Below are 5,036 nucleotides of genomic sequence, written 5' to 3'. Positions count from 1 at the left end.
GTGTTCTGATGGGCTTGTGGTCTAGCTGGTTATGACGTCGCCTTTACACGGCGAAGATCTTGAGTTCGAATCTCAACAGGCCCATTATTTTTGTTCTTTTTTAATATGAAGATTAATTCTTTGTTTGCTTTGTTTTGAGTTCATTGGTGGCGTTATTTACAAATCTGGATACATTTAAGCCGTTATTCTTAATATGCTCGTAATTTTCAGGTTTTATTGTCAGATTCAGTCTTTTTTTAAATCGGCTTATATTCTCCCTTTCCCGTTTTGCTATATTCTCCATTTTTATTTTTCTCCTGTCCGCATATATCAGTGCACATGCGTACACTTTACCTGACTTAATGTCGGTTTTGTAGGTCATAAATAGAGAGTTCCAGAAAGGTTCCACTGGGGTTGAAGAATTGAATTAGATTTGATGTGCTAAAAATTGAAATAAAGCCGGATAATGGTTAGAAAACAGATAATTTAATTCATTTCAGAGATCATAAAACTGATAATTAAATTATTTGGTGGTAAAACCTTGGATAAATTAGAAAAACCCCTACTTAAAAAATTGATTTTGGAAGCGTTATCGAAACTTTATGATAATGACTGTTATCTGATAAATAAAGACAATGTACTTAATGAATTCATTGAAGGTTCAAACAATCATATTCCTGATTGGAAAAAACATGCAGCTGAAAGAGCAATCGTCTTTAGATTTGGCATATATCTACAAGAATTAATGTACGCTAATAAATGCTTAGAGGATTATCATTTAGATTGTGAATATAATAGAAAATTAGATTCACAAAAAGATTTGGGTGATAGATTAGTTTACCCTGATCTAATAATTCATAAAAGAGGAAATATGAAAGAAAATCTCTTAGTTATGGAGATTAAGACTTGGTGGAATTATAATACTGAAAATGATGAAAAAAAACTTAAAAAATTTGTAGATCCGAAAAAAGAATACAAGTATAAATTTGGCTTATCAATAATTATTGGAAAAAATTACCCTCCAAATTTAAAATGGATGCCTGAAGAATCTTCTGAGGTATAATATAAACCTGAAATGATATCCTGTTAAAATATTAGAGAGGGAGAATTTCAAACCTGTGCAGTCTTAATTTTCCTGTATATATCTGACCGCATTAAGTCCATTGTGTATTGCATAAATGCAGAATCGTTGAACATACGAATAAAGAATTCATCATTCTGCTCATACCTTTGAATCGCCATATCTTTGAACACTTTTTCAAAGACCGGGCGGAAAACACGCTCATCATTGTTCTGTGCAAAGTTTACAAGGCTTTCTTCGGTACGAATATCATTTTCAATCTGGAGGAGAACCTTATCCATCTCGGTAAAGTTTGTACCGAATTTCTCATTTATTCTGTCAAGAAGTTTTGTGAGAGTGTCCTTTTTCTCTTTTCTGACTCCGGCTTCCCCTTTGATTGGATCAATCCCTGATTCATCATGTTTATCCATGACAATAGATCCGCCAAAGCACTTTTCAAGTCTGTAATATTGAAGAAGAATTTTATCGTCCAAATCGACTGTTACTTTCTCTCCTTTTGGAAGAACTGTTGATAAGAATTTTGCATATGCACTGAACTTATGCAATTCTTCGTCAAACATCCTGCATACCTGAGTTATAAACCCATATATGCGGATGAAGCGGGAAAGTGTTGTTTTGAATGTTTCACGCTCTTCAAGAGGTTTTGCAGCGAATCTGTCCATTGCAGGGCGGAGGGTTGCAGAGAGTTTTCCCATATCTCTTTCCTGAGTGTTTGCAAAGAAGATTTCTGCGAATGAATTTATCTCTGACTCTCTGTATATCCCAAAGTCATCAAGAGTGTATTTGAGATCATAGAGAACATTGGGGTTTGTTTCCTCAGCGAGAATTGTTGCTTCGTAGTATTGCTGAAATGCTTTTTGAATATCTTCGGCAGTGTTCACAAAGTCAAGAACAAATGTGCTGTCTTTGCCTTCGGCAATCCTGTTTATTCGTGAGAGGGTCTGGACTGCCTTAACTCCGCTTAATTTTTTATCGACAAACATTGTGTGAAGATACGGCTCATCAAATCCGGTCTGATACTTTTCTGCCACAATCAGGATATTGAAATTATCATGGAACTCTTTTGGAAGCTGTTTTTCCTTAATATGCTCTCCGGATTTTGTTTTATTTATTTTCTCTTCAGTCCATGTCATTCCCTCATCGTCTATTTCGCCTGAGAAGGCAACCAGAACATCAAGGCCTGTGTATCCTTTGTCTTTGATGTATCGCTTAAACTCAAAGCAGTATCTTACTGCATGAAGGCGTGAGGCTGTAACGACCATCGCCTTTGCTTTTCCGCCAATCTGGTTTTTTGTCTGACTCCTGAAGTGTTCAACCATGATAGCGGTCTTTTGCGCAAGGTTGTGAGGATGAAGGCTTTCATAGCGCCGTATTGCTTTAATTCCTGCAGCTGTGTCAAGTTCCGGATCATCAGGTATGTTTTTGATAATTTTGTAATACATGCTGTATGTCATGTAATTTTTCAAAACGTCTAAGATGAATCCTTCATCAATGGCCTGCCGCATTGAATAGATGTGAAATGCCTTGTATTTGCCGTCCGGCTGTTTTACTCCGAACATCTGAAGTGTTTTGTCTTTTGGTGTTGCGGTGAAAGCAAAAAATGAAAGGTTTTTGTGCTGCCCCTGTGCAGCGATTTCGGCTATTAACTTATCCTCTTCGTCCGGGCGTTTGTCTTCTTCTTCACCTTCGGCTTTTGCATATTCCTCAAGGACTTCTTCTATGTTGGCAAGCGCTGTTTTGAGTTTTTTCGCCGCTTCCCCGGTCTGTGACGAATGAGCCTCATCAACAATGACTGCAAAATTTTTGTTGTCTGAATTTATTTCTTTGTAGATTACTGGGAACTTCTGAAGTGTTGTGATGATTATTCCTGCGCCTGAATTGATTGCATCGCGAAGCTGTTTTGAGTCTTTGTCGATTTTTACAACGACACCTTCAACATGATCAAACTGATAGATTGTGTCCTGAAGCTGACTGTCAAGAACTTTTCTGTCAGTTACAACTATTGTCGATTTGAAAATTCTATTATCTGTTCTGTCATGCAGTCCCGAGAGCCGGTGTGCAAGCCATGCAATAGAGTTTGATTTTCCGCTTCCGGCGCTGTGCTGTATGAGATAATTTTTACCTGCACCGTTTTCCCTGACATCTGAGAGAAGCTTTGTTACAACATCGAGCTGATGATATCTTGGAAAGATAAGGGTCTCTTTTGTTTCGGTTGTTTTTCCGTTTAAGTCTGTCAGAGTTTCGGTTTTAATATGAAGGTATTTGTGAAGGATTTCAAGAAGGCTGTCTTTTGTGAGAACTTTTTCCCAGAGATAAGCGGTCTGATATGTGTTGTAATAAAGGGGGTTTCCTGCTCCGCCTACCTCTCCTGCTCCGTTTGATCCCTGATTGAACGGGAGGAATTTTGTCTGCCCTCCGTTGAGGCGGGTTGTCATATAGACATTGTAGAGATCAACTGCAAAGTGAACAATGACTCTCTTTTTGAATTCAAAGATTGGATCGCGGGAGTTTCTGTCAAATTTGTACTGTCCGATTGCGTTTGCTACATTCTGGCCGGTGAACTGGTTTTTGAGTTCCATTGATACAACCGGGATTCCGTTTGCAAACAGAACAATATCCAGACTGTTTTCATTTGAGGGTGAGTAGTGAAGCTGTCTTGTGCAGTTGAGGATATTCTGATCATAGTGTTCTCTTGATTCCTCATTGATTGCTGTTTCCGGTTTCCAGTAGATTACCTTAAACCTGCATCCCCGGTCGTTTATTCCCTGCCGGAGTACGCGAAGGAGGTTTGTTCTTGCAACTTCCCTTGTAAACCGGTCAAGAAATGTTTTTTCGCTGTCATCACCGTATATGCTGTTGTATTTTTTCCATTCCTTCGGCTGTGTTGTTTTGATGAATGTGAGGAGGGTTTCCGTGTCAAGCCCCAGAACCCTGTCAAACTTTTCCGGATTTCCTTTGACATAACCGCCATTTGTGCAAAGTGAAAATTCAATATCATTTTCAAACTGTTTTTCTGTATATTCTGCGGATGCCATTTATTTCACCTTTTTTACCCTTAATGTAATATTGAGTATAAGGGAATAATAATTTATTGCGTTCTTTTCTGGATTTTTAGGGTGAGTTTCAAAAAAAATGTCTGCCTTTTTAGCATGATTTTTAACTTTCATTTAACTTGCAAAACTCATTTTTGAGAACTTTATTTTTTGTTAAATCGCTGATTATTACTTATATTTTCTTTAAAATAAGATATTTTGGTGGTTTTCTCTAACTTGTGTTTAACTTGCAGTTCTCATTTTTCTGATCTGTATTTTTCGGGAGAAGGGATAATTAAAAACGTGACAATTTTACACGTATTCATTTCACCTGAAGCTTTTACCACTGACAGCTTTCAAACCGCTATCTCCATTATTCTGTCTTTTCCTGAAAGAGAGAGATCCTGTACATCTACAGACAGGCATCCTTCTACTGCATCATAAATATTGACAAGCAGTTCATCAAAAGTTTCACCCTGAGTCACACAACCCGGGATTGAAGGAACTTCTGCCCAGAATCCGCCTTCTTCCGCCTCATGAATGATTACTTTCAGTTTCATGGTATGATACTATTGTTTTTGGCCATATATTAGATTTAACCCCCACTTTGTTGCCAGAGGCAAAGCCGGACTTTTCAGGAACATTCATAGTCAGGAACTCAGGAATAAGACTGAAAAGTTGTTCTCTGTCAGCAAAATTGGTAAACTGCATTTTCCGTCAGGGGGAGTCTTTTCAAACCGTGACAATTTGTCACGTATTCATTTCACCTGAAGCATGGCTTATTAAAATATTTTCAAGCCATGTCTTAATTTTATTCGAGTGTATCCAGTTATCCCCTATCCTATCTGGACAGGTTTATCTAAAACCTGGTCAAACTCTATGAAATTATCAAATATTTAGGCGAACCACTAAATGTTTAAGGGCAGATCAATCATAGATATTCA

Annotated in this window: 4 protein-coding genes and 1 tRNA gene; 2 read left to right on the top strand and 3 right to left on the bottom strand. The window is 37.7% G+C overall.

The genetic code is table 11. The features are described 5' to 3' along the window. Positions 1-10: 10 nt before the first annotated feature. Positions 11-84 (top strand) — tRNA-Val (locus ACTB1O_RS12365). Between the two features lie 28 nt (positions 85-112). On the opposite strand, the gene ACTB1O_RS12360 is transcribed toward ACTB1O_RS12365, so the two are convergent. Beyond that, positions 113-361 carry a hypothetical protein gene (locus ACTB1O_RS12360; protein WP_462995450.1) on the bottom strand — a complete coding sequence of 83 codons (249 nt, stop codon included), beginning with the start codon at positions 359-361 and terminating at the stop codon, positions 113-115. A 159-nt stretch (positions 362-520) separates the two neighbouring features. On the opposite strand from ACTB1O_RS12360, the gene ACTB1O_RS12355 reads away from it, so the two are divergent. Next, positions 521-1,042: a hypothetical protein gene (locus tag ACTB1O_RS12355; protein WP_462995449.1), complete on the top strand. Its 522-nt coding sequence runs from the start codon at positions 521-523 to the stop codon at positions 1,040-1,042. Between the two features lie 47 nt (positions 1,043-1,089). Here ACTB1O_RS12355 and ACTB1O_RS12350 read toward each other — a convergent pair whose 3' ends face one another. Together ACTB1O_RS12350 and ACTB1O_RS12345 are read right to left on the bottom strand one after the other, a co-directional pair. Then, on the bottom strand, positions 1,090-4,095 hold the full coding sequence (locus ACTB1O_RS12350) for a type I restriction endonuclease subunit R (RefSeq protein WP_462995448.1): 3,006 nt from the start codon (positions 4,093-4,095) through the stop codon (positions 1,090-1,092). Positions 4,096-4,448: 353 nt separating this feature from the next. Next, complete coding sequence (locus tag ACTB1O_RS12345) at positions 4,449-4,652, bottom strand: type II toxin-antitoxin system HicB family antitoxin (protein ID WP_462995447.1); 204 nt, start codon at positions 4,650-4,652, stop codon at positions 4,449-4,451. Positions 4,653-5,036 lie beyond the last annotated feature (384 nt).

It is taken from the genome of Methanomicrobium sp. (assembly GCF_055145805.1).
This window is presented reverse-complemented; position numbering and strand designations above follow the sequence as displayed.